Genomic DNA, 26223 nt, shown 5'->3' on the forward strand with positions numbered 1-26223 from the left:
GTGCCTAGAATCGCAGGCGGATGCCGAGGGAACCAGACGTTCCCGGCGTGCCGTAGCCTAGGATTTGCTGATAATCCTCATCAAAGAGGTTCTCGATCCGCCCGTAAAGCTCGACCTTCTCATTGATGTCGTAGCGTCCAGTCAGGTCGAGCCGCGTCCAGCTGTCCAGGTCGGTGCTGTTGGTGTTGGCTTCCTCGCCATTGTGGCGCACGATCACGGATCCGGCGAACGGGCCTTCAGGGTCGAGAGAGAGCGTCACATTGGCGGAATTCTCCGGCAGTCGGGAGAGCTCGTTGCCATCGCCGTCTTCGGCATCGATATANGTGTAGTTCGCAGAAACATTCAGCCATTCCGTGAGGCTGTAGGCGCCGACCAGTTCGATGCCCTTAGATTCAACAAAGGCGATGTTGTCATAGCCAGCCGTGAAGGAAAAATCGATGAGATTGTCGGTTTCCTGGTCGAACACGGTCGCGCCCAGCATCAGGCGTTGATCCGCAGAGNGCCACTCAACACCGATGTCGAAGGCTTCGGACGTTTCCGGCTTGAGATTNGGGTTTGGAGCCGTCAGNCCNCAGAANGTGCAGATATAGGTCGACTGGAAAATGCTCGGNGCCTTGAANCCTTGCGCCCAGCTGGCGCGCACGATCAATTGGTCAGTGGCGTTCCANGCCGCAGCGGCACGTCCTGTNGTCTCGGAGCCGAAGCCNTCATGGTCGTCGATGCGAACGCCGCCCGTCAGGGTNAGTGTTTCGACCGGCTTGTATTCGTAGAGTGCGAACAGGCTGTCGATAGCTGAGTCCTGATCGTTTGCTGATGTTTCTTCTCGCTCAGCACCAAACGCCAGCTTNTTCGCATCATTGATGTTCAGTGTGCCCTGGTACCGGTAAAGGACGCGGTCGCCTTCGGTCAGGTAGCTCTGTGCACCATTTGAGACATTCTCGCGTTCAATGTCGGAATAGCCGATCTGCACGAGATTATCGAGCAAGCCGTCAAACAGGGGAGCTTTCAGGGTGACATATCCCGTCAGCGTTTCGGAGTTCGAGACTTCGTCGCCATCGGCAACATTGCCCTGCGCACTGCCGGAATAGCTGTCATACTCGGACTCTGTGTCGCTCCACAGAATGCTGGTTTCGAGACGGACGCTGTTTGGCAGGTTCAGGCCGCCTTTGGCGGACACGGTCTGGGACTCATAGGCATCATCTTCCGTGTTGCCATTGTCCTCATCCGCCTTGGAAATGCCNTCCGTGGTCAGGCCCGTGGCCGCGATCCGGAAATCGCCGGTTTCACTGGCATTGCTGATGGCTGCGCCGCCGCGAAGCGTNTTGAAAGAGCCGTACTCGCCGAATACGGATCCGGTGAGGCCTTNGCTTGGCTGCTTCGTGGTNATGGATACCACGCCGCCGATGGCATCGCTGCCCCATAGTGTGGATTGCGGGCCTTTCAGCACTTCGATGCGCTCAATATTGTCCGTGTCGAGATAGGCGAAATTGTATCCGCCACCCGTTCCGGTGGGGTCATTTACCGGAACTCCGTCAATCAGGACAAGAGTCTGGTCACTGGAAGCGCCGCGAATGCGAACGCTGGCNTTGCCGCCAAAGGCTCCATTCTGATTGACGGTGANNCCCGGTGCGGTCGCCACTGCGTCCAGAGCGAAGTCAACGCCCAGCTCGTCGAGGTCTTCATTCGTGATGAGCGAGACGCTGGAGCCGATTTCCGTCAGCGTCTGGTCAAGGCGCGAGCCGTTGACTGTGATGGTGTCCAGCTTGGTTTCTTCCGCGGTGTCCGTCTGTGCGAGTNCGGATAATGACGCNCCGANAGCAACNGCTCCGAGGAGAGCGGTTTTGTAAAACATGTGTTTTCCTCGCATCCCAGCCGCCCGAATGGTGGATGCAGTTCATAACGACAATCTGGCCTCACCTTGTGATCGGTGCGGACGGCCAGGCCCAAGGTTCGGATGTCGTTACAAAGGAGAGGCACGCAGCCTTCCCGCCCGCTGAGAACTATTCCCGGCCTCCGGACGAACGACGCGATGGCAGGTCTCCTGGCTCACCGATCTGCGTTCCTGGCCGCCTTCCCAGAGCTGTTGCTCCAGTGGCTTTCGTGGCCATGAACTCCCGGTTCACAGTTGCGGGTACAGCGCCGAATTCTCATCGGCTTCCCTCTTAGCTTTCCTTGCAGAAAGCACCATCTNGCGCTCGTATTGTTGCAAGCCTGTCACGCTGTCAATACTGCACGCACGACAGGATGCGCGGCAAAGTGGTCAGAAATCGACGCCGCGCTTGGCCTTCAGGCCCGCTTTGAAGGGGTGCTTGATTTCGACCATTTCGCTGACGAGGTCGGCATAGTCGCAAAGCGCCGGCTTGGCGTCGCGCCCTGTCAGGATCACGCTTGTCTGGCCGGACCTCGCCTTCAGCCCGTCCAGCACGGCATCAACGGCCAGATAGTCATAGCGCATGGCGATGTTGATCTCGTCGAGCACGACCAGATCATACTTGCCGCTTGCCATCATGTCTTTCGCGCGTGCAAAGGCGGCCTCCGCAGCGGCAATGTCCCGGGCCTTGTCCTGCGTGTCCCAGGTGAAGCCTTCGCCCATTGTGTGCCAGTCCAGCTGGTCTGGGAACTTGCTGAAAAACTGCCGTTCCCCGGTGATCCATTTTCCTTTGATGAACTGGACGACGCCCACTTTCTGGTCCCAACCAAGTGCGCGGGCGATCACGCCGAAGGCGGAGCTGGACTTCCCCTTGCCATTGCCTGTGTGGACCAGCACCAATCCGCGATCCGGCACGGAGGCCGCGTCCGTTTTCTTGCGCTGTTCTTCCTGAAGCGCCTTCATCTTTTCGGTGTGGGATGTGTCGTCCGTCATGATGGGGCGCTCCTCGGTCTGTGCTCCAGCAGCGTGACATGCCCCCCATAGGACACTGTGCTGCGATAATGATGGTCTCCGCCCAGTGCGGCGAAAGCCGCCTTGATCACCCCGGCATGGGTCACGATGAGCGTGTGAGTATCCGGTGTGTTCAGGTCTGAAATTGCGGCGCGGGTGCGCGCGGTGAGTTCGGCAACGCTTTCGCCGCCATGCGGACGCGCGTCAAGGAAGTCATTGGCCCAAGCGTCAAGTTCGTGTCGGGGCAGGTCGCCCCAGGGCTGCATCTCCCATCGGCCGAAATCCATCTCGATCAATCGGTCGTCCCGGATGGGGGACAGGCCTGTCTGTTCTCCCACGAAGTCTGCCAGGCTGGCACAGCGCATTAGCGGGCTGGAGTAGATGCGGTCGACCCGTGGCAGAGAGGCTACGACGCGCGTCGCTTCCTCGACGAATGTGTCCACCACATCCAGGTCCGTCCGGCCATAGCAAATGCCCGGCGCGACATCTGGCGTCGTATGGCGCAGCAGCGTCAGAGCCATGCCAGCAGTCCCAGATAGATGCCGATCTCGCTCGCCTGCTGGACCGCGCCTAGCGTGTCGCCGGTATAGCCTCCGAGCTTTGGCTGAAAGAAGGCGCGCATGGCGACATGCATCAGACACATGGCGACAAAGGACGACACGACGGCGACAAATGGCAACACCAGGAGACATATGGCGACAGCCCCCGACAGGGTGAGACAGGTGACGACAAGCGTGACAGCTGAGATCCCTTTGGCCACGGGCTTTCCGGTGCCTTCGTCCCGGACATAGCGGCTTGTCGCAATCACCAGCACGGCAGAGCCCCGCGACAGGCAATGCGCCAGAGGAAGCGCTGTGCAAACCCAGACAGGCGGCAGGGCAAACAATGCGCCCGCCTTCAGCGCCAAGGCCATGAACAAGGCTGCGGCGCCATAGGTGCCCAATCGGCTGTCTTTCATGATCTCCAGCGCGCGTGCCTTGTTGAGCCCGCCACCAATGCCATCGAACGTGTCAGCCAGCCCGTCCTCATGGAACGCGCCGGTTAACAGCAGGCTGGTGCCCATCGCGATCAGGATTGCCATCAGATGTGGCAGGACAAGCGCGGCAAGCCAGTAGATGCCCGTGCACACCAATCCGATCAGAAGGCCTACAAGCGCAAAGTAGCGAGGCGCCTCGGCCATGCGTTCAGGCGTGAATAGCCGGTCGGTTCGAAGCGGCAAGCGCGTCAGGAATTGCGCCGCGAGCACAAACTTCGCAAACTCGCCAATCATGCTGGCCCGCTTACGCCTGCGCTTTCAAAGCTCGCCATGTCGCGCAGCATGTCTGCGGCGGCTCTCACGAGCGGGAAGGCGAGCAGCGCGCCAGTCCCTTCGCCCAGTCGCATATTGAGTTGAAGCAGGGGCCTCGCCTCCAACGCGTCCAGAATGCGGGCATGGCCGGCTTCGGCCGACTGATGGGCGAACACCATGTTCGCGCGGCTCTCCGGGGCAATTCTGGAAGCTGCCAATGCTGCTGCCGAGGCAATNAACCCNTCNACGATCACGATCTTTCCAGCCGCNGCTGCGCCAAGCATGGCGCCCGTCATCATCGCGATTTCAAAGCCGCCATATTCCTNGAGCGCTGCCTTGGCGTCCAANTGCGCATCNGTCCGGGTGGCTGCAATTTCCAGCAGGGCGGATTTGCGCTGAAGTCCGTCGTCATCAAGTCCTGTCCCGCGACCGGTGATTTCGGTGACCGGGAGACCCAGAACCTTCGCAGCCACAAGGCTGGCCGATGACGTGTTGCCGATACCCATCTCTCCAAAGCACGCCACTGCTTCGTTGCCATCATGGCCAAGGGCGGAGCCTGATGCGAGCGCCGAGCGAACCTGGTCCGGTGTCATGGCGGGACGTTCAATGGCGTTCGCCGTGCCGTTCCCGATGCGCTTCTGGAGCAACCGCTCGTCAATGATCGGGTCACCACATACGCCGGCATCCACCACCTGAATTTCCGCGCCAACCGAGCGGGCAAACACATTTGCTGCGGCTCCTTCGGTCAGGAAGTTGANCACCATTTGGCGTGTCACCGCTTGGGGAAACGCCGATACGCCAGCCAGCGCCATTCCGTGATCCGCTGCAAAGATGGTCAGGCGACACGTATCGGCCTGCGGGGTGAGGGTCTGCTGGATATTCGCGATCTGGGCTGCGAGAGTCTCGATCTCTCCCAGTGCGCCGAGCGGCTTGGTCTTGTTGTCGATAGCAGACTGAATCTCGGACAGCGATAGGACGCTTGAGCCGGTTTGGAGGTCTGTTTCGGAAGATCGCATTTCAATTGTTCCGCTCAGCTACGCTCTGGAAGAGCGGGTCTTATGCGGCCCAAGAGATAAATGTACAGGTGTTTCGTGCGCGCAACATTCGATGTTGCCATCGCTTTTGGGGGCGGAGGGAGCCTCAAGGGGAGGCTCCCTCCAAAATTGCTAGAAAGGCTTAACGGCGCCGAAGAATGCAGTGGCAAGAATGCCAACCCAGTAGGTATAGGCCGTGCAGCGACCGATAAACATGGACCGTTGCAACTTGCGTTCGACTTCGGCGTTCGGTCCCTTTTCAAGAATTGGGAACAATGCGCGCCATTCATGCATGATCAACCGCAGGATCACGCCGAGGATCAGCAGGCATCCATAGGTCAGCATCTTTGCCGAGTACCATTTCTGGCCGTCGCCCGCCTCGAATGGGCCATTGCCGAGAAGCGAGGAGATGGACAGGAACAACAGGGTCGGGATCAGCAGGTAACGCGTCCAGTCTTCGATGTTGGACAGGAACAGGCCGAGCTTGCTGCCACGATTGGCAAAGGCGCCCCACGTGATTGCCATCCAGATCACCCAGACGATCCACATTGCCACGAGCCATCCGCCGCCGAGAGGCTGAAGACCCCATAGGTAGCCCATGTGCAGGCCGAGTGGCAGCAAGGAGATAATGCCGGTCCTTGCCATGATGTCGATCCGGTATGCCGTTTCCATGTGGCGGGCACGTTCTTCGAACGACAGTGAAGTGTTCACCACCTTGTAGCTGGTCTGGAAGACGCCCCATTCACCACCCAGCCAGTAGACCATGGCGACGATGTGCAACCATCTCAGGATGGCGAGTTCATGTGTTACGAAAAAATCCATTGAGCCAAATTCCCTTCATAAGCCCTCAAAAGATATATCATTAAAGTTTTCGAGCTTGTCGATACACTTCTGTGGATTTTTTCGCGACAGAAGGTGNCGTCCGGTCNTGTTAACGNTGTGGAAGCAGCTGACCGCNCAACAGGATGGGTGGGCTGAGATGGTTTCGACNTTTGGAATATCGGTNCGACAATTTCCGATAGGTGCTTTTGAACTCTCTGTCCGGAACGGATCCTAGGGTTTACGACCAAAATTTGGCATGCGCCTTGCGTTGATATCGCTACAGAACTCGGCCGTCAGAGCCGATGTCAGATATTGGGATTGCGGCACATGCAAACGACTCAGAACAGCAAGATACTGGTNGTGGTTCANGGCANGGGACGTGGACGGGAGGTTCCGACAGGAAAGGCTTTCCAGAAGCGTTTGGCGCAAACAAACCACTCNTTGCTCCAGGATATTCGAATTCACGAGACTGGAGCAGGCGTTCCAAGTTTGGCGGACGTGCGTGCAATTGTGTTCTGGCTGGGCGACCCGCTGCAACAGAAATATCCAGATTGCTATAGAGAGGCCAAAGCTATCGCGGATGAGGCAGAGGCGCTCNGTTTGAAAGTGCTGAACCACCCAGAGGCGCTTTGCAATACGTCNAAGACGATGCAAGCGCGCATCTGGAGCGAAAAAAAGGTGCCGAGCGCTGCAGTTCGTCTGGTGCGGAATGACTCTCAGCTGAGGTCTGCAGTATTCGAGTTGGGGAAGCCCTGCATTGTGCGGAGCGATTGCGAACATGCACAGCGCGATGTGACTATCGTCCGAAATCAGGAAGATCTTGCGCGNTGCTCACTGACGTCCGGCACTGCATCAGCTGTTCTGCGGCTCTATGACATTCGCCAGGAGTACCGCNACGTACGGGGTGGGTTTTCGCACTTGTTCCGCGAGTACCATCACAAGGCACGCGCCTTTGTGATTGGCGACCAGGTCATGGCCAGCCATCTGTTCTTCTCCAAAAGCCCTATCGTAGGTCTTTCAAATTCACTTTTCTCCNGAGAATCCAGCCACAATCGCGCCGTAGCGCGCAAATTCGGATATCACCGACATCTGCTTGACGAGTTGATTGAGGCGGATCAGCAATACTTCAACAGCCCAGTGCTTGGTCGTGCCCATCTTGTGCAGGCTGTCCGGAGCCTCGGTCTTGATATCGCAGCGGTCGACTACAGTATTCGTCCCGATGGCCAGGTCATGATATGGGAAGCGAACCCTTATTTCTGGCTGCCGGAAGGGGAGTCCAGCGTGCTCTCTGAAGAGCGACATGCTGTTCAACGTGTACAGAAGTCCTTCGACTGGATGGCTGACTGTCTTCAGGCGGCAACAACTCANACCGGCACAGCCGAATTTGAGGAGGTTGTTTCGGCATGAGCAACACNGCGAAANACGCCGCGTCNTCCATACCTGCTGCAAGGATTGATTGGGTCGATTACGCAAAGGGGATTTGCATCATACTCGTTGTGATGATGCACACCGTGAATGGTGTTGAGCANGTGTTGGACGGCATGGGGTGGATGCATCCTGTGGTGGACTTCGCCCGGCCATTCCGAATTCCGGACTTTTTCCTGGTCGCGGGACTTTTTCTTGGGCGGAGCATTCACGGCCCGCTCAGCGGCTATGTCGATCGGAAGATCGTACATTTCGTCTATTTCTACCTGCTCTGGCTGACGCTGCAGTTTCCTGTTCTGCACTTTGACTGGATGGTCGAGCATCCTGGCTANTTCGTGAAGATGTGGTTGTTCAGCCTGGTAGAACCGAGCAACTCGCTTTGGTTCGTGCACATGCTGGCGNTTTTCTATGTTGTGACCCGTTTGCTCCGCAACGTGCCGATATGGATTGTGTTTGCGGGGGCGTTCATTCTTCAATCGCTTTATCAGCTCGTCATTATCGACACANGCTGGGGCATCATCGACCGCTTCTGCAACCGGTATGTCTATTTCTTTCTCGGCTACGCGTTCGCGCCACAGATATTCCAGTTTGCGGAACGCGCCGCGAAAGCGCCATTGATTTGGCTTGCCGGACTGATGGTCTGGGCCGTGGTAAATTGGTGGGCTGTTACCTTGGACCTTCACGAGCAGGTCATCACCAGTTTCGTGTTCGGTATGGCAGGGGCCACTGCCGTCTGCGTGGTGTCGTCTCTGTTGACACGGTTCAAGGCTGCTGACTTCCTGCGTTATTGCGGGCAGCACTCAATCGTCATTTACCTGACCTACGTATTTCCGCTCGTCCTGATGGAGCGTTTCGTGCTGCCGAAATTCGGGGCGCCGTTTGGCGACATTGGGCTGGCCAGTGCGCTGGCGCTTATCCTGGCTGTCGGCCTGCCGCTAATGTTCCATGCCCTGATCCGAGGCACGGCTTTGAACTTCCTGTATGTTCGGCCGAAATGGGCAAGCCTGACAGCGAAACGCTCAGGAAAGGGCCGCGCTTCGCTGTCGGCGGAGTAATTGTCGTAGGGATCAGACGTTGAAGCGNAACAGCATCACGTCGCCATCCTGAACGACGTATTCCTTGCCTTCGGCGCGCATTTTGCCAGCTTCCTTTGCGCCTGCTTCGCCATTGTGCGCGACATAGTCTTCAAANGCGATCGTCTCGGCGCGAATGAAGCCCTTCTCGAAGTCGCCATGGATGACACCGGCGGCTTTCGGCGCTGTCCACCCTTTGCGAATGGTCCAGGCGCGAGACTCTTTCGGGCCTGCGGTGAAGTAGGTCTGCAAGTCCAGCAGGTCGTAGCCGGCATGGATCAACCGGGTCAGGCCGGGCTCTTCCAGGCCGAGTGTCTCCAGGTATTCGCCGCGGTCAGGATCATCCAGCAGCGCAAGCTCAGCTTCGATCTGTGCTGAAATCACGACGCACCCGGCGCCCTCTTGTTCGGCGCGTTCCTCGACGCGTTTGGAATATTCGTTCCCGGTCGCCGCGCTCTCTTCGTCGACGTTCGCGACGAAGAGCACTGGCTTCGATGTCAGCAATTGCAGCATGTTCCAGGCTTTGATGTCGTCCTTTGCGACTTCTGCCCGGCGAGCAGGACGACCTTCNGTCAATTCGGCGAGTGCTAGGTCGATCAGCGCCACCTGCGCCTTCGCTTCCTTGTCGCCAGAATTCGCTTTCTTCACGACGCCGGCCTTGCGCTTTTCAAGGCTTTCGAGATCGGCCAGCATCAGCTCTGTTTCAACGACTTCGAAGTCGGCGATCGGATCGACCTTGCCGCTGACATGCGTGATGTCGTCATTCTCGAAGCAGCGCAGCACGTAGATTACGGCGTCCGTCTCGCGAATATTGGCCAGGAATTTGTTGCCTAGTCCTTCTCCCTGGGAAGCTCCTTCAACCAGGCCGGCAATGTCCACGAAATTCATGCGGGCGGGAATGATTTCCTTTGACCCTGCCACTTCGGCCAGCTTTTGAAGGCGGGGCTCCGGAACGGCCACTTCACCGACGTTGGGTTCAATGGTGCAGAATGGATAGTTGGCAGCCTGTGCGGCGGCTGTTTGCGTAAGCGCGTTGAAGAGCGTGGACTTACCCACATTTGGGAGGCCGACGATGCCGCATTTGAAACCCATGAGAGAGCTCCCGAATAATTGGTTACGCCGCGCAACTAGCGGTATTCTCAGCCGAAAAACAGACTGAAATATCGCCTCACAGCGGAATTGGGTGGAATGTTAAGGGTCTATGGGTATGCTTGGCCNGTTACTTCAAGAGGTGGCGCGCACATGGCGTATGATGTTTTTCTGGTCTCGGCGATCGAGGATCGCGACATGGCGAAGCTTGTCGCGCGGCGTTTACGCTCCCTGAAGTTCAAGGTCTGGTTTGATCAGAAACAGACCGACANCACGTTTGACGCCAAGGATGCGCGCAATGCGGGCAATTCCGAATACATGCTGGTCATGTGGTCCAAGGATGCGGTGAAAAGTGATTGGGTGCGGGCAGCGGCCTCGGTNGGCCATTCACGTCCTGGCATGCTCGTTCAGACAAGCCTCGACAAAACCATTCCCTATGANCCGTTCAAGAGCGACAAGCGNTTTTCTATTGAAGGCATGACCTCCCGCAAGACGCCGGAAGGCTTCTACAAGATGATCGAAGAGCTCGGGCAGCGTGCTGGCCGGTCCGATCTGCGCGAATGGATGGGGTATGGCAAAAAGGACGAAGATGCGCGGGCCGATTGGATCGCNGCGCATCCAGACGATCCAATTGCTATTGACGACAAGAAGAAGCGCGAGAAGGCGATGGGCATCAAGCCTGCGCCAGCCGCAGAAACTGCGAGCGCTGCAGCGCTGGCGAAAGCTTCCGTCAAGCCTGTCCCGAGCCAGAGCGCCGTTCGCAAGCCTGTTGCCACAAATGCGACCAAGGCATCCGATCCGCTCGGAATGGGGTGGGGCACGCTCGCGGCTGTAGGTGCTGCTGTGTTCGCGATGTTCTTCCTCAGCTGGATCTTTCGGTCGCAGACGATTGCAGCTCCGGTTCACGCAGGTGCGCCAGGTGTTGGAAACGCTTATGTTCTGCAACAGGCCTGTCCCGTTGGAGAGGTTCCTGCTTCGCTCCTGAAAGTGTTGGAGCCTGGCCCGATTATCAATGACACCGAAACGCCAGACTCCGAAGACTAGATTACGCAAACATCGCGATCGTCTGCCGNCCGATCATGATTGGCTCACCGCGCGTATTCCAGAGTGTCATTGNCTGACTGTTGTATCCATCCTTTGACGCTTCCGCGATGTGGCGGGCAAGGAACCAGCCGTCATCCGTCTGGATATCGTCCGTCAGGAACTCTGCCATCCAGGTCATGGAACTGATCAAGGCTGGTTCGGTCAGCATGGCCATGGACGCTGGGGGCGGGGCATCTGCCAGCGCCAGAACAGAAATGTCACTCGGCGCGACGGCCCCATCCTTGTGACGCATCCATAGNGACATGTCGGCCTTGTNTGCNCCCGACATNGGCGGCTGACCTGCGGCCAATCTCATATTGAAGTTCCGCGTGAAGGCCGGGCGGCGATTTGAATCTCCGAAGAAGGACATCGTTTCTTCCGGGGTGCTGACGTCCGGCGCGGGGAGGTGAGCAAAGTTCAGCCGGGACTCCCTGTGTGCGCCGAATGCAAAGATGGCTTCTGCAGCTACTCCGGTCTCGCCGGTCATCCGCACGCTTGTGAACACAGTGTTCTTGCCTTCGCGCAGCAGTGTGGCGGTACATTCGACATCACCGGAAACGGGGCCGACAAAGGCCACTTGGGCGGAGCGGATCTGTCGTCCGCCCGATGTTGGCAGCGCGGCCTTCAGGCAGAGCGCGGATGTCAGGCCGCCATAGGTCGTGCGCCCCTGCATCCAGGTCTCGGGAATGTGAAACGATACTGACCGGTCTCCGGTCTGCTTGCCGCTCTCCATGAGGGATGTGAAGTCCATTGAAAGTCTCCGTATCTTGCCGCTCAGACTTAGTCAGTTCCGGAAAAGAACCAACTGGTAACGCTGGGGCATCCAGATGCAAAAACGCCCCAGCTTTGACCGGGGCGTTGTGAATTGCGATTTAAGGCGCAGACTAGTGCTGGCTTTCCGGTGTGGTCACCTTCAGGCCGTCGAGCGCGTCCGATACGGTGATCTGGCAGGACAGGCGGGAGTTTTCCTGAACGTTCTCGGCAAAATCCAGCATGGACTTTTCCATCTCTTCCTGTTCGCCAACCTTATCCATGAAGGCTGCGTCCACATAGACATGGCACGTGGCGCAGGCGCAGGCGCCGCCNCAATCGGCATCGATGCCGGGGATGGAATTCTTGATCGCGGCTTCCATNACGGTCTCGCCGTTCTGTGCCTCTACGACACGCTCAGTGCCGTCGTGATCGATATAGGTAATTTTCGCCATGGGCCGGTTTCTCTCCTTCAAGCTGCCGATGCTTTAGCGGCAATCTCTTTCATTGATATTGATGTATCTGCCAGAATGTCAGCCGATATTTTTGCACCTGACATGATGAGCTTTTTCGACGCCAGAAACTCCGGCGGNCTATTGATCGCGTCCACCGCGATGAGTGTGCCGTTTTTCAGGTAAAAGGCAGCGAATTTGCGGTCTTCCGGATTTCCGCGCACGACGATTTGGTCATANCCTTCGCTCAGGCCTGCGATTTGAAGNTTCAGNTCATATTGGTCGGACCAGAACCAGGGGCAGTCTTCGACAGGCCGTGACTTGCCGAGAATTGCCGCGGCGGCCAATTTGCCTTGCTCAATCGCATTGTGAACGCTTTCCAGTCGGCCGGAGCGTCCGAAGTGAACAAGCGGACGGCTCGCGCAATCGCCCGCCGCGAACACTCTCGGATCAGATGTACGTGCGTCGCGATCAACCAGGATGCCGTTATTGCAACTGATCCCCGCGTCCTTGGCGAGTTCCTCGTTGGGCAGAATGCCAATCCCGACGAGTACGATATCTGCGTCCAGAACTGTTCCGTCACTCAACACAGCTTTCGAGACGGCTCCATCTTCCGTACCTTCGAGCTTCGAGAGGCTGGTTTCTGTTCGGATGTCCACGCCTTGCCGGCGNTGTTCGTTCTCGTAGAACTCNCTCATGACGGGGCTGGTCACGCGAGCNAGAACGCGCGGTGCCATCTCAAGCACGGTTGCCTTCAGGCCCATTTGTTGGGCGACGGCAGCNGCTTCNAGCCCGATATAGCCAGCGCCAACGATAACGATGGAGCGGCCTGCGACCATCTGCGGGCGGATGCGCTCCACATCAGCCAGATCCCTCAGCGCGTAGACATGTTCGAGATTGGCGCCTTCAATCGGCAGGTTCCGCGGGCGCGATCCGGTGGCGATGATCAGTGCGTCATAGTCGAGCTTGCCACCATGTTCGATTTCGACGGTCCGGTCTGCTCGATTGATCGCGGTGGCGCGGGTCGAAAGAACCAGATCCACATTGTTGTCTTCGTACCAGGCCGCTGGTTTGAAATAGAGGCGTTCCTCGGCAAACTCGCCCTTCATGTAGGCTTTTGACAGGGGGGGACGCTGGTAAGGCAGGGCGGCTTCGGCGCCGACAAGTGTCAGCTCGCCGTCATAGCCACCCATTCGCAGAGACTGGATCGCCTGTGCTGCGGCCTGACCACCGCCAAGCACCACAATTCGTTTTGCGTCCGTAAGATCCAAAATCCCGTTCCCCGGCTACGTAGCGTCAATTCATGACGCATGCGTCATTTTTCCTGTTTCTAGGCCAGTCTGCCTGTTACCGCAAGGCATGTCACCACGCCAATTGCCGCAATTTCGACAGGAAACGATGGTGTCTCCTGGTTCTCTTTTATATGCAGAATGTGATGACTCAGACTTACGAACTTGAAGACGAAGCCCGTACACTTCAATTGGGCGCAGAGCTGGCAAGCCTGGTGAAGCCGGGGGATGTGATTGCCCTGCATGGCGGGCTTGGTGTCGGCAAGACGACGTTCAGTCGCGGATTGATCCGCGCTTTGGTGCCTTCTGTTGAGGACGTGCCTAGCCCCACTTACACGCTGGTACAAACTTATGATGGGCCTGAGTTTCCTGTCTGGCATTTTGACCTGTATCGCCTTGAGTCGCCCGATGAGATGGACGAAATCGGCTGGGATGAAACCCAAGACGGCGTGGCGCTGATCGAATGGCCAGACAAGGCCGGTTCGCGCCTGCCAGCCTGGCGTCTCGACATTGTCTTTGACTTCGAGGGTGAGCATCGGCGCGTTACGCTGGAACCGCATGGCGAAGACTGGCAGAAACGGTGCGATGAGTTTCGATTCTAGCATGCGTGATAAACTGATCGCCGCATTCCTCTCCCAGCATGGTTGGGGGGACGCGGTGTTGCTGCCACTTGGGCAAGATGCCTCTACGCGCCGCTACATTCGGCTGGCGATGCCAGATGGGACAACGGCCATGCTCATGGATGCTCCACGCATTGAGGCGGATCCGTGCCCACCGGATGCCGACGACGCGACGCGCACTGCGATGGGGTGGAACGCCCAGACGCGGCTGGCCGCATCGCGCGTGGATGCATTTGTGCTGATCGCCAATCATCTGCGTTCGCTCGGCTTTGAAGCGCCAAAGGTCTTGGCCCATGACACGCAAGCTGGCCTCGCGCTGTTGCAGGATTTCGGAGACGGGATGGAACTCGCGCGTCATTTGGAGCGCACGCCGGAGCTTGAGGTTCCAGCCTACACGCTTGCCGCTGACATGCTGGCCCGGCTGCACGCTCATCCTATTCCTGATGTCGTCTCGGACGGCAACGAGCATTGGCCGATCTTGGAGTTTGACCGCCTCGCTCTGGCCTCGAACGCGGATCTCTATGCAGATTGGCTGCCGGTGGAAGCTGGTGGCAAAGCGCTCAGCGGAGCCGCGCGAGCCAAATGGGAACAGGAGCGCGATGCGCTGATCGAACAAGCGATGTCATTTCCGCGCGTGTTCACGCTGCGCGACTACCATGCTGAGAACCTGCTCTGGCTCGGGGACGATCGCATTGCATTGCTGGACTTTCAGGATGCGGTGAAAGGCTGGGACGCCTGGGATATGGCAATGCTGACACAGGATGCGCGAAGGGAAGTGTCCGAAGCGGCATCAGAGGCCGCCATCCGGCATTATCTCGACCAGACCGGAAAGGCGCGTGAGGCATTCGACGAACGGCTCGCTGTAATTGGAGCGCTGAACGCGCTGCGCATTGCAGGTGTGTTTTCAAGGCTTCAACACCGCGATGGGAAGCCGCGCTATGGAACATTCCAGCCACGACAGTTGAAACTACTCGCGCGCAACCTGTCTCATCCTGCATTGGCTTCCATGGAGGCTTTCGTGCGGGAAACGACACCTTTTGTATTTGAGGAATCCTGATGCCGATTGAAGTTCCGCATACGGCCATGGTGCTCGCCGCCGGGTTGGGCACACGGATGAGGCCGCTGACGGATACGTGCCCGAAGCCGCTGATTGAAGTGTCCGGAAAGCGTCTTATGGACCGTATGATCGAGCCGCTGATTGCGGCCGGTGTGAAGCGGATTGTCGTCAATGTGCATTGGCTGGCCGATCAGGTGGAAAACCATGTTTCCGGCATCGAAGGTGCAGACGTGATTGTATCTGACGAGCGCGGCGAAGTGCTTGAAACAGGCGGGGCGCTGGCGAAGGCAGCGCCTTTGCTCGGCGAGGATCCTATCTTTGTCGTCAATACTGATGCGTTCTGGGGGCGCGGTGATCCAGCGCCGTTCGTTCAGCTGGCTGAGGTGTTTGATCCTGATCGCATGGATGAACTCCTGCTATTGGCCGACANCCAGCGCAGCCTCGGATATGGTGGCGCGGGGGACTTTATTCGGTCCGAAACCGGCAGCCTGTCCCGACGTGGTGACAATCCCTCAGCCCCTTGGGCGTATGCAGGCGTTCGCATTCTGAAGCCTCAGGCATTTGCCGGGCTGGAGGTTGAGCGGTTTTCAGTTGCCTGGCGTATCTGGGGGCCACTGGTTGAGGCGGGGCGATTGCACGGTCTGCCGCTGGATGATTTCTGGCTCCATGTCGGCGATCCGGACGCGTTGAAGGATGCTGAGATGTGGTTGCNCTGTCATGGTCAGTGATCCGAATATNTTCGGNGCCGGGGCGTCGAAGGCCTGGTCCATCCCGCCCGGCGAAAACTTCCTGAAGGCCCTCGCGACGGAACTGGCCCACGCCGTGAACCTTTCCGGGAATCCAGATGCGCTCGCTGATGCGACGATCTATGTGCCGAACAGGCGATCCGCACGTGAGTTGTCGGCGGCGCTGTATCTCGCCGCAAATGAAACGCCGATCCTGTCACCGGATATCCGCGCGATGGGGGATCTTGAAAGCGATGAGGCGCCTCCTGTTGCAGAGATATCCGAAACGGACCTGCCNCCAGCCGTAACGNCTGCCNCGCGATTGGGGAATTTGGCGGCGCTGGTGCAAGCCTATTATCGCAATAGTTCCGGTATGGACGTGCCGCCTTCGTCCGCGCTTGCCGCAGCAAACGAACTCGCGCGTCTGNTGGATCAGGCGCATCTTAGCGCAGAGGCCGACTGGAGCGGCCTTCCTGATCTGGTGAAGGAAGCAGACCTCGCCCAGCATTGGGAAAACTCAGCGAAGTTCCTTGAAATCATCACAACGGCATGGCCAGCGTTTCTGAAAGAACAGGGAGCTGCCGACCCACTCGAACGGCGCCTGCTGGCGGCTGAAGCGACCGCAAATGCGTGGCAGAGCGCTATGCCTCAGGCGCCCGTTATCATAGCGGGNTCTACTGGCGCAACGCCTTCAGGGCGTGCGCTGATGAAGGCTGCGCTTCAACTGCCGAAGGGGTTGGTCGTGTTTCCCGGGCTTGATAGGGATGTGTCCGAAGAGCAGCGTCTCGCGATTCTGTCCGAGATCGGACATCCCCAGAATGCTCTGATGAGTACGCTGCAGGATTTGAAGCTTGATCCCGGCGATGTCGCGGAGTGGCCNCGAAGCCAGGCGAACCCTCACCGCTATGCACGCCGCCGCATGATCATGGAGGCGCTGGCACCTGCAGATGCTACTGCCGACTGGCGTGACACGCTTGATCAACTCGCTGCAAGTGCGGAGACGGATGTTGCGACCTTCGCGANGCAGGCGTTGGATGGCTTGTCCCTGATTGAGGCGCCGGATGAANCTGCCGAAGCCTCCGCCATTTCTCTGATCATGCGGGAAACTCTTGAAGTTGAGGGCCGTACGGCGGCGCTTGTCACCCCGGACGCTGGCCTTGCCCGGCGGGTCTCGGCCTTGTTGAAGCGGTGGAACATAAACGTACCGCCTTCTGCCGGTATTCCGGTGGGGCGCACNGCAGCGGGCAGTTTTGTGGGACTCTGCGCCAAATGGGCGGTTGATCCGGGCGATCCGGTTCTGATGATGTCTGTCCTGTCGCACGAACTCGCGGCGCCCNTTGAGGGGCTTGCGGATCTGGAATTGTATTTCCTGCGTGGTCCACGCCGTTGGCGATCCCTCGCCGAGTTAGTTGAGAGTATACGCTTGCGGGACACGATCGAGCCCTATCCTCAGTTCAAATCGGATCACCAGATTGCAGCAATTGATCTGGTCCAAAACCTCATTTCGCATTTCGATCATGCGCGGGCTGATCTGAGCCAGTTACAAGATGTCACTGGNGCNGAAGCGATAGAGCGCATNGCAGCTTTGTCGGAAGCGGTCAGCGAGACGCCAATGCCCTGGGCCGGCGAAGACGGGGCGGCCACAAGTCGCTTGCTGGAATTTGTCCGAGACGTATCGGGATCACTTGGCCCGATGAAGCCATCGGCGCTGGCAGATCTGGTAAATGCTCAAGCGGCCCAGATGACGGTCAGCTNCGGTGAGGCGGAGCATCCGCAATTGTCTATCTGGGGGCCATTGGAGGCGCGCCTGCAGACAGCNGACCGCGTCATTCTCGCTGGACTGAATGAAGACGTTTGGCCGAAACGACCGGCAGCTGACGCGTTCCTTCCGCGACATTTTCGGGCGCGATTGGGTCTTGGGGACCCGGAAGAGCGGATGGGNCTNGCGGCGCACGACTTTGCCCAACTTGCTTGTGCTCCGGACGTGACACTGGTCTATTCGGCGCGTCGCAATGATGCNCCAGCGGTCGCGTCTCGCTGGGTCTGGCGTCTGAAAACGCTGGCGGAAGGCGCATTGGGCAAGGACGCGGCAGCGCATCTGGNGCCAACGGNGTTTGACCCTGTCGACCTTGTCGAGGCGCTGAAGAATGACGGTGTCGATTCACTCNCCGATTTCAATGCCGAGCCTACGCCCAGCGCACGGCCGGAAGGNTGGCCAAAGCGTCTTTCGGCGACGCGCGTCGATCTCCTGCAGAGAGACCCCTATGCATTGTGGTGTGAGCAAGTGCTGGGGCTGTCGACCGTGGATGCCCTGAACGATGATCTTGGACCTGCGCCGCGTGGCACGGCCATTCACCGCGCTCTCGAACTTTTCGAGGAAGACGGGAGACCCAAAACATCCGAACAACTCATGGCGTTGCTCCGGCAGGAATTGCTTCGCGTAGGCGAGCCTGCGGATGCCTGGGCCGCCCGAGAGGCCGTCTGGCAGCGCACCGTCGATTGGTATCTCGTCTGGCGCAGTCAGCGCGATACGTCAGGTGGGCGACTGAAGCAGGAAGTCANAGGGCGGATCGACTACGAAGTTGGCGGGCATGCTTTCACACTTTCAGCCACCGCTGACCGCATTGAGCGCACGGCGGTTGGGGACCTCGTTATCGTGGACTTCAAGACTGGCAACCCACCGCGTGACAAGGAAGTCGCGACGGGCCTCAGCCAGCAAATGCCGCTCCAGGCCCTGATCGCGCAGAAGGGGGGCTATGAGGGCGTTCCAGCCGCGCGCGTCGATCAACTTCACTACGTTGCCTTCAAGGCCAAGCCAGATGCCTTTAGCCTCGGCGGGAAGCATAGTCTGCCGACTGAACCAGCGGAGATGGCGGTTATNGCAGAAGAGGGATTGTTGCGCCTGGTTGAGGCCTACCGTGAGCCGTCTGCACAATTCCTGTCTGCGCCACGGGTCAAGTTCGTCAAATACGACAATGGCTACAATCTGCTCGCGCGTCGCGCCGAATGGGCAGGTGACACAGAAGACGGGGAGGCCGGTGATGTCTGATGTGAAGCTGACGGACAAACCGCAAGACACCGAAGACTATTTGCGTGCCAACAAGGCGCAGCTCGCGTCCGCAGATCCCTCGCACCCGGTCTTTGTGATGGCCAATGCAGGCAGCGGCAAGACCAAGGTGCTGATCGACCGGGTTGCTCGTCTTCTGCTCAGGCGCGAAGATGGCCGCCCCGGTGCGAAGCCGGACTCCATCCTGTGTATCACCTACACAAAGGCGGCGGCCAACGAGATGTTGTCTCGCTTGTTCCGTACGCTCGGAAAATGGTCGATCATGCGCGACGAAGAGCTGCGCCAAGAGTTGTCTAGACTGGAAGGCCGGCCTGTNAGCGCATATGAAACCGACGATTTGCGGGCGGCGCGGGCTCTGTTTGCTCGCGCGCTTGAAACGCCAGGTGGTCTACGTATCGAGACCATTCATGCCTTCTGTGCACGTATCCTGCGGCGCTTCCCACTGGAGGCTGGTGTGTTGCCAGGTTTCGCGGAAATTGAGGAAGAAGAGGCGCTAGCCATCTGGCAGACTGTTCGTGCAGACGCTGTTTTGAAAGCGGCGGAGGTCGCACCCGAAGCGCTAAACGTGCTCGCATTAGAGGGCGGCCATGATGGCGCAGACGTCGCGCTTGATGCGATGCGCTACCAGATGAACATGTATCTGGAGTTTGCCGAGCAGTATGACTTTGATCAAGACCGGATGCGTGCGGCATTGGTTGAAGGGCTGAATGCGCCAGAGGCGAGCCCGTCTGAAATCCTGTCGCTTGCGATGGGTGAGGAAATGCCGATTGACGCATTGCGAGAAGCGCTGATCAGCTTGCGAGCTTCCGGAAAGCGGGATGACACGCGGACCGCCGATGCTGTCGAGGCCGCGTTGAGTGAAGAAGATCCAGTGCGGCGCTGGGAGTGCTACCGGCGTGCCTTTTTCGGTGCGACCGGAAATCCGTACAAGTCTCTTTATAACGCGGAAGCAGGCAAGGACGATAATGTTGTTTCCCTGTTTGCAACGAAAGCCGAAACGGGCTCAGAGGTCGCGCGAGTGGATGAAGTTGCTGCGAAGCTGAAGCTAGCCGAGACGGTTGAGCGTACATCAGCATTGTTGGCGGTTGGTCTGGACGCGCTGGTCGCTTATCAGGAAGAAAAACGGCGACGTGGNGCTCTGGACTTCGATGATCTCATCCGCAAGACACGAGACCTCCTGACACGGACCGGAATGTCAGACTGGGTGCTCTACAAGCTTGATGGCGGTATCAGTCACATCCTGCTTGATGAAGCGCAGGANACCAGCCCTGAGCAATGGGAATTGATCAACGCCCTGACGAACGAGTTCGCCGCGGGGCAGGGTGCAGAGCGCCAGCAGGACCCACGAACGCTGTTTGTCGTGGGAGACGAGAAACAGTCTATTTACTCCTTTCAGGGCGCCGATCCCGCAAAGCTGCGCGCGCAGGAACAGGANTATATGCGTCGGGATTCCACNGCCGNGTCGCAGACGATGGAAATGTCGTTCCGTTCGTCGCCGGAAATTCTGAGTTTTGTGGATGCGGTATGGAATTCAGCACCACCTATCGATGTGGCAGCGGGCACGCATCCATCGCTCTCCGCCGAGGGCGTGAAGCATACGGCGCGCCGCGCGGGTCAAGAGGGGCTCGTGGAATTGTGGTCCGTCGATGAGCGGGATGAGGACGAAGATGCTGACGCCTGGTCCCGTCCGGTGAACGCTATGAGGTCAAGTTCGCCTAAAGCGCGCCTTGCGACACGACTGGCGCAAGAGCTGAAGGCCATGGTAAAGCGCGGCGAGACTGTCTGGGAAGAACTGCCTGACCGGAGTTGGCAACGGCGTGCAATGCGACCGGAAGACATTCTGATTCTCGTTCGCAGTCGGACAGGCGGCTTGTTTGACGCGATGATTTCTGCCTTGAAGGCTGCCGGACTACCTGTTGCAGGCGCAGACAGGCTGAAGCTTACCGACCACATTGCCGTGCAGGACTGCCTGAACCTCATGAGGTTCGCGCTGTTACCCGAAAGGGACCTGGCGCTCGCCGAAATTCTGAGGGGGCCGTTTGTTGGCCTCGTGGACGATGATAGATATCTCTATCCGCTCGCTTCGGAGCGCAGGCGAGGGGAGACATTGTGGTCGCGTGTTCAGGCGAGTTCCGATCCAGACGTGCAGCAGGCGTCCAGGTTTCTTTCCGGCCTGATCGCCAACAAGAGAAAGCCGCCTTACGAATTTCTCTCTGAAGTTCTGGATGTGCCGGGTGCGGACGGGAAGACAGGGTGGGAAAAGATCAATGCCCGGCTCGGCACACCCGCGCACGATCCGGTTGAGGCGTTGCTCTCGCGCGCTCAGGGTTTTGATGCATCCGAGCCTTCATCCCTTCAGGCTTTTGTCGCTGAAATGGAAGCGAAGCTCGTAGAGATCAAACGAGACCTTGCTGCGCCGGAGGGGCAGGTGCGCGTAATGACGGTGCACGGAGCAAAAGGCTTGCAGGCGCCGGTGGTTGTGATGCCGGATACGACAGCTGGNCCAAAGAGCGTTTCTTCCACCATGTTCGACGTGGATGGCATGCCAGTCTGGTCTCCCAGGAAAGATAGCGACGTGCCAGCAGCAGAGCTGGAACGTGCCATCGCCAATGCAAAAGCCGAAGAAGAATTTCGTCGATTGCTCTATGTGGCCCTGACGCGGGCACAAGACAGATTGATCATCGCCGGGCATTGGCACGGCGCGCGACCGCCGGGCTATCATGACCGAAGCTGGTATGCCTTGTGCCAAACAGCGATGAACAAGCTCGGCGGCGATGCCGACGAGTATGGCGTCCACCGGTTTGGCGACTTGCCGCCCAAGCTTGCTCCAAGCAAGGATGGTAGACGTACTTTGGCCGATCTGCCGAACTGGGTCTCGACCTCACCAGACCAGCCAGGCAGCGCACGCCGTTTCGGAGCGCCGTCCAGCCTTCTGGGACGCAAGACGCCTGTGCTCGCGCCATTCAGCCAGACCCGACAGGAACGTCTCCGTCGAGGCCGGATCATCCACGCTTTGCTGGAATACCTGCCTGCGCTTCCCAAAGAGGCGCGGATTGATTCTGCCGACAAATATCTTGCCCGTTTGCCGGACCTGGAAGACGGTGAGCGGGAGGAGATGGCCGAGGCTGTATTCGGTATTCTCGATGCGCCAGAGATGCAGACGCTCTTTCAGCCAGGCGGCCGGGCGGAGGCGGCGATTGTGGGGTCTGCTCCAGAATTGCCAGATGGTCTGATCGTGAATGGTCGGGTGGACCGACTGGTCGTGACACAAGACGAAGTTCTGATTGTGGATTTCAAGACTGATCAGCCCGCTCCGGAGTCCCCCGAGGGGGTGGCGGAGACCTATCGGGCTCAGATGGCGGCCTATTGGGCCGTTTTGCGCCGGGCCTATCCGGGCCGGCAAATACGCACCGCTCTCTGCTGGACCGACGGTCCGCGCCTGATGTTCCTGCCTGAAGAGATGCTGTTAGAAGCGCTAAAGGGTGCGCAGAGCGTGGTTTGACTTGCTGAAAGAGTCCCTATGTATGATCCAACGGAAACAAAAGCATGAAGGAGCCAAGGCATGGCTGCGGTAAATGTTACGGATGATGAGTTTGACGGCCTGATCGGAGATTCCGATGTGCCAGTCGTTGTGGATTTCTGGGCTGAATGGTGTGGCCCGTGTAAGCAGATGGCCCCTCACATCGATGCCGTGTCAGAAGAGCTGGCCGGTGAAGTGAAAGTTGCGAAGATCGATGTCGACGCGAATCCGATTGCCCCGTCGAAGTACGGTGTGCGCGGCATGCCGACCCTGATGATCTTCAAGGGTGGCAAGCTGGCTGCGACGCATCTTGGCGCGATGAGCAAGCAGGCCATTACGGACTGGATCAAGCAAAGCGTCTAAGCGCGGATCTGCAGTAGCAATTAAAGAAACGCCGGCTGCGATGCCGGCGTTTTTTTATGCGGCTTGGGATGTCAGGGCGATAAACACGTCTTCCAGATCCGGCGCTTCTGTGACGAGGTCGCCTACGCCGATACCGTTTGCGCGCACCGTTTCCAGCAGGCGGCCAATGCCGGTTTCGCTGGTGCGGAACGTGATGGCCAAATCACCATCCGGGCGCAGTGTGGCGTCCATGCCGGCCAATGCTTCTGGTACAGCGGTCAGCGGCTCCTTCGGCGTGATCACTAGTGTCTTGTAGTCGAGACGCGACAATAGAGTTGGCGTCGGCTCGCAGGCGACGATTTCGCCATGATTCACGATGGCGATGGAATCACACAATTCTTCGGCTTCTTCCAAATAGTGCGTCGTCAGGATGATGGTGGTGCCGTTGTCGTGAAGCTCGCGCACATAAGTCCAAAGAGAGCGGCGTAGCTCAACATCAACGCCCGCGGTGGGTTCATCCAGAATCAGGACGGGCGGATTGTGGACAAGTGCCTTGGCCACCATCAGTCGGCGTTTCATGCCGCCGGATAATTGGCGCACATAGGCGTCTTTCTTGTCGTCCAGTCCGACAGCGGCAAGAATCTCCTCGCTGCGGCGCTCGGATTTGGGCACGCCATAAAACCCGGCCATCAATTCCAGCATTTCCAAGGGCGTGAAGAAAGGATCGGCCACGATTTCCTGGTTCACAACGCCAATCGCCGCACGGCTTTGGCGAGGGTGCTCATCAATATCGAGGCCCCAGATGCTTGCCGATCCCGATGTCTTGTTCACCAGTCCGGCCAGAATGTTGATAAAGGTCGATTTTCCAGCGCCATTCGGACCCAGCAGACCGAAGATCGATCCCCGCGGTACTTGCAGGTTCAGCCCCTTCAATGCGTGCTTTTCAGGCATCTTGCCCGAAGCGCGGTAGATTTTCTGGAGGTCTTTGACTTCAATCGCGAAGTCTGGGGCAGGTTTGCTGGACGACATGCAGGGGACCTTTTCACTCTGTCCATTCGATCTTGCGCCGATTGGCGGTGCGATCTAGGTAGGACCATGTGGCTTCGGTAACAACCATGCCAGCGAAATTGCAGATGGAATTAGAGATCATGTCCACGAACCGCGATGTGCTTGACCCGCCAGAAATCGTCATGGTGAACACCCACCGCGTATCGTGCAATGGTGGTGGAGGTGCCCTCGGGCATCCACGCGTCTGGTACGAGATGGGTGACGAGGATTTCGTTGAGTGCAAATACTGCGACCGTCGCTTCATCCTGATCGGCGGCAAGCTAGACCCGTCGCGCGCAAAATGATTGCAACACACTGATGAGTGAGGTGTCCGAATGCGCGTCCTGATAGCGGGCGGTGGCATCGGGGGCCTTACGGCTGCGCTGGCGTTCGATCATTTCGGTCATGAATGCAGTGTGATTGAACAATCAGGTGTCCTGAGTGAAATCGGGGCAGGCATTCAGCTGAGCCCGAATGGCATGCATGTGCTGAGCAAGCTCGGCGTTTCGGCTCAGATTGCTCGCCATGCGTTCAGGCCAAAGGCGCTCGAAATGCGGATGGGGCGCAGTGGCACACGATTGTTCGACATTCCGCTTCGCAAGGCTGCGATCAATCGCTGGGGCGCGGACTATCTGCATGTCCACCGCGCCGACCTGATTCAGGCGCTCTCCGATACCNTGGCAACGCGGCAACCGAATGCGCTGCGACTGGGCGCGAAAGTCACTTCATACGAGCAGGATGATGCGGGTGTTCATGCTGTCCTCGACTCAGGCGAACGCGTTTCGGGAGATTTATTGGTTGGGGCAGATGGCATCCACTCCGNGATCCGGGCAAAGATGCTCGGTCCGGATGCGCCACGTTATACAGGCATGACAGCCTGGCGAGCCGTAACGCCGGTATCTGACCTGACGCATGTTCCACCCCCGACGGCTGCAGTCTGGACGGGATCCAGACGTCATGCGGTGACCTATCTTCTGAGGGGCGGTAGCCTCGCAAACTTTGTCGGCGTAGTGGAGCGCAAGGCAAAGCATCTCGAATCCTGGACAACTGAGGGTAGTCGGGAAGATGCGCTGGCCGATTTCAGCGGTTGGAACCCTGTCGTGAACGACATTATCCAGAATGCGCCAGTGCTTCACCGCTGGGCTCTGTTTGATCGGGACGAGCTGAAACGCTGGTCGGACGGGCGTGCCGTGTTGCTGGGGGATGCGTGCCATCCGATGNTGCCGTTCCTTGCGCAAGGGGCCGTCATGGCAATTGAGGACGCCTATGTGCTTGCGCGGAGTGTGACTTCGCAGGCCGATTTGCCATCCGCCTTCAAGNCCTATGAAACCTTGCGNAAGCCAAGGACGAGCAAGGTNCAAGCGGGGGCCCGCGCGAATGCCAANCTGTTCCACAAAAGCAATCCGGTGACCAAGCTCTCGACCTATGGCCCTATGTGGGTGGCGGGTCGAATGATGGAGTCCTTTGTTCACGGGCGAAACGATTGGCTGTACGGCCATGATGTAACGGTTGGCTGACTGCGCATCGCTTGTGCGGTGGCGCCGGAACGTGCACTCATTGATTTCATCTGAAACCAAAGCGGGATTTCATGCTTTCAGTTCTCGACCTTTTTCGCGTGGGTATCGGCCCTTCGAGTTCGCACACTGTTGGGCCAATTCGCATTGCCGCGCGCTTTGTTGATGCGCTCGAGCAATCCGGTGCCTTTGACCGCGTGGGTCGTGTTCAGGTCGAGTTACAGGGATCGCTTGCCCTGACAGGTGAAGGACATGCGAGTCCGAAGGCGGTCATGCTTGGGCTGGCAGGCTTCGGACCGGAAACACTCGATCCGGATGAGGCAGAACTGACCGTTGCCCGCATTGGCGAAACTCTGAGTTTGAAACTGGCAGGGCGCATGCCCATCCGCTTCGACCCGGCGACTGATATCATAGTGGCCTGTGACGTTATCCCGGCCCTTCATCCGAACGGGATGCGCCTGACGGCCCATGATGAACAGGGCGGCGTGTTGCTCGACGAGACCTGGTTCTCGACCGGCGGCGGATTCATTGCCTCGCAGCGACAATTGGAGCGGCCGGTAGAAGACGATCTGGTTCCCACGCAAATCAGCGTCCCATACGCCTTCACGTCTGCAGCTGAGCTGATTCAGATGTGCGAACAGGGAGATCTTGCAATTGAGCAGCTTGTCCTTGCCAATGAGGATGTGCTGCGACCCAGAGCTGAGACGATCGCTGCCCTCGATCGGATTGCCGACGTCATGCGCGGCTGCATTGAGCGCGGGCTTGCCAAGGACGGACTTCTGCCCGGAAAGCTGAAGGTGAAGCGCCGCGCTGCGGCGCTTTGGAAAAAGCTCAATGATGATCGCGGATCCAATGAGCGGGAGCAGCTCTTCGACTGGTTGAATGTTTATGCGATGGCGGTGAACGAGGAAAATGCCGCAGGCGGGCAGGTGGTGACCGCGCCGACCAATGGTGCGGCGGGAATCATCCCGGCCGTTATCCAGCATTACTGCTCAGACACTGACGATTCGGTCGATCGCACGCGTCGCTTTCTGCTGACGGCAGGCGCTATTGGAATCCTGTACAAGCAACGCGCGTCGATCTCCGGTGCGGAAATGGGATGCCAGGGCGAAGTCGGCGTTGCCTGCTCAATGGCGGCGGGAGGA

At 58.5% G+C, this 26223-nt stretch carries 22 protein-coding genes and 1 riboswitch; of the genes, 11 read left to right on the forward strand and 11 right to left on the reverse strand.

Annotated features, from left to right (window positions below):
- Positions 1-4: 4 nt before the first annotated feature.
- The 6 genes from CBB91_RS02785 to CBB91_RS02810 all read right to left on the reverse strand — a co-directional run bounded on the left by CBB91_RS02785 (position 5) and on the right by CBB91_RS02810 (position 6025).
- Complete coding sequence (locus tag CBB91_RS02785; RefSeq protein WP_273011833.1) at positions 5-1852, reverse strand: TonB-dependent receptor; 1848 nt, start codon at positions 1850-1852, stop codon at positions 5-7.
- 161 nt (positions 1853-2013) lie between these two features.
- Positions 2014-2204: riboswitch (cobalamin riboswitch) on the reverse strand.
- Positions 2205-2260: 56 nt separating this feature from the next.
- Entirely contained in the window at positions 2261-2863 is a 603-nt protein-coding gene (gene cobO / locus CBB91_RS02790) for a cob(I)yrinic acid a,c-diamide adenosyltransferase (RefSeq protein ID WP_273011835.1), read from the reverse strand.
- Positions 2860-3402 (reverse strand): alpha-ribazole phosphatase family protein, encoded by a 543-nt coding sequence (gene cobC, locus CBB91_RS02795; RefSeq protein ID WP_273011837.1) that lies wholly within the window; start codon positions 3400-3402, stop codon positions 2860-2862. The genes cobO and cobC overlap by 4 nt, the downstream gene beginning before the upstream one ends.
- Positions 3393-4151, reverse strand: a complete 759-nt coding sequence (gene cobS, locus CBB91_RS02800) for an adenosylcobinamide-GDP ribazoletransferase (protein ID WP_273011840.1) — start codon at positions 4149-4151, stop codon at positions 3393-3395. Before cobS ends, cobC begins: the two co-directional genes overlap by 10 nt.
- Entirely contained in the window at positions 4148-5185 is a 1038-nt protein-coding gene (cobT, locus tag CBB91_RS02805; protein ID WP_273011841.1) for a nicotinate-nucleotide--dimethylbenzimidazole phosphoribosyltransferase, read from the reverse strand. The genes cobS and cobT overlap by 4 nt, the downstream gene beginning before the upstream one ends.
- A gap of 150 nt (positions 5186-5335) precedes the next feature.
- Positions 5336-6025, reverse strand: coding sequence for a hypothetical protein (locus CBB91_RS02810; protein ID WP_272981773.1), 690 nt, complete (start codon positions 6023-6025; stop codon positions 5336-5338).
- A gap of 1403 nt (positions 6026-7428) precedes the next feature.
- Between CBB91_RS02810 and CBB91_RS02815 the strand changes: the two genes are divergently transcribed.
- Positions 7429-8505: an acyltransferase family protein gene (locus CBB91_RS02815; protein WP_273011845.1), complete on the forward strand. Its 1077-nt coding sequence runs from the start codon at positions 7429-7431 to the stop codon at positions 8503-8505.
- Positions 8506-8517: 12 nt separating this feature from the next.
- Here the strand turns inward: CBB91_RS02815 and ychF are convergent, their stop codons facing one another.
- On the reverse strand, positions 8518-9615 hold the full coding sequence (ychF, locus tag CBB91_RS02820; RefSeq protein WP_273011848.1) for a redox-regulated ATPase YchF: 1098 nt from the start codon (positions 9613-9615) through the stop codon (positions 8518-8520).
- Between the two features lie 150 nt (positions 9616-9765).
- Between ychF and CBB91_RS02825 the strand changes: the two genes are divergently transcribed.
- Positions 9766-10656 (forward strand): toll/interleukin-1 receptor domain-containing protein, encoded by an 891-nt coding sequence (locus tag CBB91_RS02825; protein WP_273011851.1) that lies wholly within the window; start codon positions 9766-9768, stop codon positions 10654-10656.
- A 1-nt stretch (position 10657) separates the two neighbouring features.
- Here CBB91_RS02825 and CBB91_RS02830 read toward each other — a convergent pair whose 3' ends face one another.
- The 3 genes from CBB91_RS02830 to CBB91_RS02840 form a co-directional block, all read right to left on the reverse strand.
- Positions 10658-11446, reverse strand: coding sequence for a thioesterase family protein (locus tag CBB91_RS02830; RefSeq protein ID WP_273011853.1), 789 nt, complete (start codon positions 11444-11446; stop codon positions 10658-10660).
- A 133-nt stretch (positions 11447-11579) separates the two neighbouring features.
- Complete coding sequence (locus tag CBB91_RS02835; protein WP_273011854.1) at positions 11580-11900, reverse strand: 2Fe-2S iron-sulfur cluster-binding protein; 321 nt, start codon at positions 11898-11900, stop codon at positions 11580-11582.
- A 17-nt stretch (positions 11901-11917) separates the two neighbouring features.
- Positions 11918-13168, reverse strand: a complete 1251-nt coding sequence (locus CBB91_RS02840; RefSeq protein ID WP_273011857.1) for an FAD-dependent oxidoreductase — start codon at positions 13166-13168, stop codon at positions 11918-11920.
- Positions 13169-13332: 164 nt separating this feature from the next.
- Here CBB91_RS02840 and tsaE point away from each other — a divergent pair, with 164 nt between their 5' ends.
- The 6 genes from tsaE (at position 13333) to trxA (ending at position 22538) form a co-directional block, all read left to right on the forward strand.
- Positions 13333-13788: a tRNA (adenosine(37)-N6)-threonylcarbamoyltransferase complex ATPase subunit type 1 TsaE gene (gene tsaE / locus CBB91_RS02845; RefSeq protein ID WP_273011859.1), complete on the forward strand. Its 456-nt coding sequence runs from the start codon at positions 13333-13335 to the stop codon at positions 13786-13788.
- Between the two features lies 1 nt (position 13789).
- Complete coding sequence (locus CBB91_RS02850; RefSeq protein WP_273011861.1) at positions 13790-14863, forward strand: phosphotransferase; 1074 nt, start codon at positions 13790-13792, stop codon at positions 14861-14863.
- Positions 14863-15591 (forward strand): nucleotidyltransferase family protein, encoded by a 729-nt coding sequence (locus CBB91_RS02855; protein WP_273011864.1) that lies wholly within the window; start codon positions 14863-14865, stop codon positions 15589-15591. The genes CBB91_RS02850 and CBB91_RS02855 overlap by 1 nt, the downstream gene beginning before the upstream one ends.
- Positions 15581-18637, forward strand: a complete 3057-nt coding sequence (gene addB, locus CBB91_RS02860) for a double-strand break repair protein AddB (RefSeq protein WP_273011867.1) — start codon at positions 15581-15583, stop codon at positions 18635-18637. The genes CBB91_RS02855 and addB overlap by 11 nt, the downstream gene beginning before the upstream one ends.
- Positions 18630-22157, forward strand: coding sequence for a double-strand break repair helicase AddA (gene addA, locus CBB91_RS02865; protein ID WP_273011870.1), 3528 nt, complete (start codon positions 18630-18632; stop codon positions 22155-22157). Before addB ends, addA begins: the two co-directional genes overlap by 8 nt.
- A gap of 60 nt (positions 22158-22217) precedes the next feature.
- Positions 22218-22538, forward strand: coding sequence for a thioredoxin (gene trxA / locus CBB91_RS02870; protein WP_035550317.1), 321 nt, complete (start codon positions 22218-22220; stop codon positions 22536-22538).
- A gap of 54 nt (positions 22539-22592) precedes the next feature.
- On the opposite strand, the gene CBB91_RS02875 is transcribed toward trxA, so the two are convergent.
- Positions 22593-23546, reverse strand: coding sequence for an ABC transporter ATP-binding protein (locus CBB91_RS02875; protein ID WP_035550320.1), 954 nt, complete (start codon positions 23544-23546; stop codon positions 22593-22595).
- A gap of 119 nt (positions 23547-23665) precedes the next feature.
- Between CBB91_RS02875 and CBB91_RS02880 the strand changes: the two genes are divergently transcribed.
- From CBB91_RS02880 to CBB91_RS02890, 3 genes are all read left to right on the forward strand, one after another.
- The gene (locus tag CBB91_RS02880) at positions 23666-23869 is read left to right on the forward strand and encodes a zinc-finger domain-containing protein (RefSeq protein ID WP_035550323.1); all 204 of its coding nucleotides are present in this window, start codon (positions 23666-23668) and stop codon (positions 23867-23869) included.
- 30 nt (positions 23870-23899) lie between these two features.
- The gene (locus tag CBB91_RS02885; protein ID WP_273011875.1) at positions 23900-25081 is read left to right on the forward strand and encodes an FAD-dependent monooxygenase; all 1182 of its coding nucleotides are present in this window, start codon (positions 23900-23902) and stop codon (positions 25079-25081) included.
- A gap of 71 nt (positions 25082-25152) precedes the next feature.
- Positions 25153-26223: L-serine ammonia-lyase (locus tag CBB91_RS02890; RefSeq protein WP_273011878.1), on the forward strand; the 1071-nt coding region annotated here is incomplete at its 3' end.

It is taken from the genome of Hyphomonas sp. TMED31 (assembly GCF_002172815.1).
Lineage (GTDB): Bacteria > Pseudomonadota > Alphaproteobacteria > Caulobacterales > Hyphomonadaceae > Hyphomonas > Hyphomonas atlantica.

Coding starts and splice junctions, on each gene's coding strand:
- CBB91_RS02880 (WP_035550323.1), top strand. CDS start 23,666: ATGTCCACGAACCGCGATGTGCTTGACCCGCCAGAAATCGTCATGGTG.
- CBB91_RS02810 (WP_272981773.1), bottom strand. CDS start 6,025: ATGGATTTTTTCGTAACACATGAACTCGCCATCCTGAGATGGTTGCAC.
- cobS (WP_273011840.1), bottom strand. CDS start 4,151: ATGATTGGCGAGTTTGCGAAGTTTGTGCTCGCGGCGCAATTCCTGACG.
- trxA (WP_035550317.1), top strand. CDS start 22,218: ATGGCTGCGGTAAATGTTACGGATGATGAGTTTGACGGCCTGATCGGA.
- CBB91_RS02850 (WP_273011861.1), top strand. CDS start 13,790: ATGCGTGATAAACTGATCGCCGCATTCCTCTCCCAGCATGGTTGGGGG.
- cobC (WP_273011837.1), bottom strand. CDS start 3,402: ATGGCTCTGACGCTGCTGCGCCATACGACGCCAGATGTCGCGCCGGGC.
- CBB91_RS02875 (WP_035550320.1), bottom strand. CDS start 23,546: ATGTCGTCCAGCAAACCTGCCCCAGACTTCGCGATTGAAGTCAAAGAC.
- cobO (WP_273011835.1), bottom strand. CDS start 2,863: ATGACGGACGACACATCCCACACCGAAAAGATGAAGGCGCTTCAGGAA.
- tsaE (WP_273011859.1), top strand. CDS start 13,333: ATGACTCAGACTTACGAACTTGAAGACGAAGCCCGTACACTTCAATTG.